The sequence below is a fragment of the Rubrivivax sp. A210 genome (assembly GCF_904426505.1).
Taxonomy (GTDB): Bacteria; Pseudomonadota; Gammaproteobacteria; order Burkholderiales; family Burkholderiaceae_C; genus Rubrivivax.
The window spans coordinates 1-3,041 of the sequence record NZ_CAJGBN010000050.1; the positions used below are offsets into that span (position 1 = coordinate 1).

Here is a 3,041-nt window from a genome sequence, read left to right on the forward strand (position 1 = left end):
GGCAGGGCCGGGCGCATCGCCACGAGCTTGCTGCGCCTGGATCTCGTCATCCTCGATGAGCTGGGCTACCTGCCCTTCAGCCAGGCCGGCGGGGCGCTGCTGTTCCACCTGCTCAGCCGCCTGTACGAGCACACCAGCGTGATGATCACGACCAACCTGGACTTCGCCGAATGGTCCAGTGTGTTCGGCGACGCGAAGATGACCACCGCGCTGCTGGATCGCCTCACGCACCACTGCCACATCGTGGAGACCGGCAACGAGTCGATCCGCTTCAGCCGCAGCACGGCCGAAGCCAAGAAGCGCATCAAGGCACGCGAGCAGACGCGCAAGGGTCCCAAGAGCGAGGCCGAGCCCGAACCGTTCTGAGTGGGCGCCGCGCGGGGGAAGACGCTACGGGCTCCGCCCTGCGCGTCTTCCCCCGCGCGAACAACACGGCAACCAAGGAGGTCAACGAAGCAGGTCAGGAACTAAACTTATCCACAGCCGACCCTCTCAAAGTCGGCTACCACCCCTGGCTCAATGTTCGGTCGGCACGGTGGCTCAGATTTGGATCGGCGCCGACACTCGTGGCTTTGGGCGCCTTGGCGCGGCCCCTGCGGGCGTTCTGGCCGTGTGCACGCAGCACGCGGGCCATGCTGGACTCGCTGCCCAGGTACACGCCCTCGTCGGCCAGCATGGGCACGATGCGCGCCGGCGGCACCGCGGCGAAGCGCGGCTCGTTGGCCACGGCCAGCAGCTCAGCGCGCTCCTGAGGGCTCAAGGCGTGCACAGGAGCAGGCCGCACCGCCTGCGGTCTGCCATCGCCCGTGCTAAGGCCTTCCCGGGCCTTCCAGCGCTGCAGGGTTCGCACGTCGATGCCGGCGATCTCGCAGGCGGGCTGCAGCCGCGCGCCCGCAGCGTGGGCTGCGCAGATGTTCTGGGCCAGGGCTTGGCGATCTTCGAGGCCGATCATTCGTCCTCGCCCTTGTTGAAGATCGCCGCGACTTTTTTTGACAGGACCAGCAGCGCCGCCGTCTCGGCCAGCGCCCGGTCCTTGCGCAGCAGGTCGCGCTCGAGTTCCTTGATGCGCTTGCGGTCAGCGCGGGTGGCCTGCGGGCTGGCGCGGGCGTCCTCGGGATCGGCCAGCGCCGTGGCGCAGCTCGCGCGCCACTTGTCCAGGTCGGCCGGGAAGACGCCGCGCTCGCGGCACCAGGCGCTCTTGGCGGCCTCGTTCATGGCCGCCGTAGTAATCACGGCCTCAAGACGCGCGCCCGCAGTCCAGGCCCGCCCTCGGGCGGGCCTGGACTGCGCGTCCTCCCGCCACCGTTCCAGCGTCCCCGCTCCCACACCAACCTCGCGCGACACCACCTCCAGTGATGCGCTCTCCGGTGGCAGCAACCTCGCTACCGCTTTGTCCTTGAATGCCTGTCCGTATCGAGCCAAGTCCGTCCTTCATCGCCGCCCCCTGGGTTGGTCTATGGAGGCGACAACTATTCTGACGCGGGGGGAGGTGCACCGGTTGACCTCAATGATGGAAGCGCTGCAGTCCCTGCAGATCGCGACGCTTGGCGTGTCGCTGGTCGGAGTGGGCGTGAGCGTGGCCGGGTTCTTGTACATGCGCAAGCGATTCGACGCGCTCGATGGAAGGCTCCAGGACCTGGAGCGGACTATCCATACCGGCTTCGAGCAGCAGCACATGGCTTCGTTGAGGCGGCATTTCTCCCGGACCAAGGGCCTCGTCCAGCGCGCAGAGCAAGCCGCGTCGCTATCCGACCCGCGCTCCGAGTACATGCAAATTGCAGCGGCACTTTCGGACGAGGCATCCTTCTTCGAAGGCGAACTCGATTTCACGCTCAAGGCGCAGGGCCCCATTGACCTGGCGTTGTTCTGGCAACTGGCGCAGGCCTGGATGCTCTGCAATGGCTTCAGAATTGACTGCCGTATCCGCGCCAACGAGCTCCGGAATGCCTTGCATGTGTCCGAGCAGGTTGCAGCCGACTACCAGCGGCGCTTCGATGGAATCACTCCGGTGTCGTTTGCTTCATCGCTGGATGATGGCGTCGCCACGGTCAAGGTCCTGCGCGACGTCACCGACGCCGCTGCGAGCAAGCCCTACCTACTCGACTATCTCCGCACCCGCCGGATTGACGGCCCTGGCTACCTTGATGACCTCGACCGCGAGACGGAACGTCCGCTGCTGATATTGCGGGCGACATAAGGCGAGTCAGTTCCTGCGAGTCCGCGCCGGCCAATCGCTGCGGTTGCTGCTGCCAAGGGTTGGCTGTGACCATCGAGGATGCGGTCGGCGAAGTGTCGGCATGCCCATTGCAGCAGCCTTGAACAAGTCGAACCTCGCAGCGAAGCTGTCTCGGTCCGGATGCTTACAGAGCGCCATGACAAGCCCAAGCTGGTTCATGGCGTCACTTGTCGCGGCCGAGCCGGCCTCTGGCAATAAGGGTCAGCGCGGAGCACGGCAGACCGTCTCTGGTTGAGATCGGAGAGATCATGAACGTGAGATGTAGTTTCGGTGTCCGCGGGGCCATGCACCTGATGCTGATGGAGGTCCGAATCCTAATCAGACACATCCTCAGCATCCTGAAGTGGACCATCCAACGAAAAGGCACGCCCGCACCCAGAAAAATTCATCTCGGCTGCGGGCGGAACATCAAAGTGGGTTGGCTGAACATCGACTACAACAATGCCGCGGACCTGGCAATTGATCTACGCCGCCCGCTCCCACTTGATGATGAGTCCGTAGACCTCGTCTACGCGGAGCACTTCTTGGAACATCTTGAGTACCCAGATCAATGCCGTCAACTGCTAATGGAAATCCTGAGGGTCCTGTCGCCCGGACAATCGCTGCGGCTTGGGGTGCCTGACACCGAATGGCCCTTGCATGAGTACGCAAGCGAAGAGCACAGGTACTTCGACCTAGGGCAACGCTGATCAAGTCCACTGAGGGCACGGCTCGTGCGTTGAGTCGAGCATGAAGCAACATACCCTTGCCGTGGCCGCTGACGACAATGCGCAGTACGAGCAGTACCGCCGCCCGACGAAGCGCG

General features: G+C 64.4%; 3 protein-coding genes and 1 pseudogene. 3 read left to right on the plus strand and 1 reads right to left on the minus strand.

Annotated features, from left to right (window positions below):
* A partial coding sequence (locus JMV16_RS19815; protein WP_201496045.1) for an ATP-binding protein occupies positions 1-366 on the plus strand: 366 nt, incomplete at its 5' end.
* A gap of 205 nt (positions 367-571) precedes the next feature.
* Here the strand turns inward: JMV16_RS19815 and JMV16_RS19820 are convergent.
* Positions 572-1,422 (minus strand): annotated as a pseudogene (locus JMV16_RS19820) (IS3 family transposase); the annotation flags it as partial.
* An 88-nt stretch (positions 1,423-1,510) separates the two neighbouring features.
* Between JMV16_RS19820 and JMV16_RS19825 the strand changes: the two are divergent.
* Together JMV16_RS19825 and JMV16_RS19830 are read left to right on the plus strand one after the other, a co-directional pair.
* On the plus strand, positions 1,511-2,197 hold the full coding sequence (locus tag JMV16_RS19825; protein WP_201496046.1) for a hypothetical protein: 687 nt from the start codon (positions 1,511-1,513) through the stop codon (positions 2,195-2,197).
* 287 nt (positions 2,198-2,484) lie between these two features.
* Positions 2,485-2,925, plus strand: a complete 441-nt coding sequence (locus JMV16_RS19830; RefSeq protein WP_201496047.1) for a class I SAM-dependent methyltransferase — start codon at positions 2,485-2,487, stop codon at positions 2,923-2,925.
* The last annotated feature ends 116 nt before the right edge of the window (positions 2,926-3,041 follow it).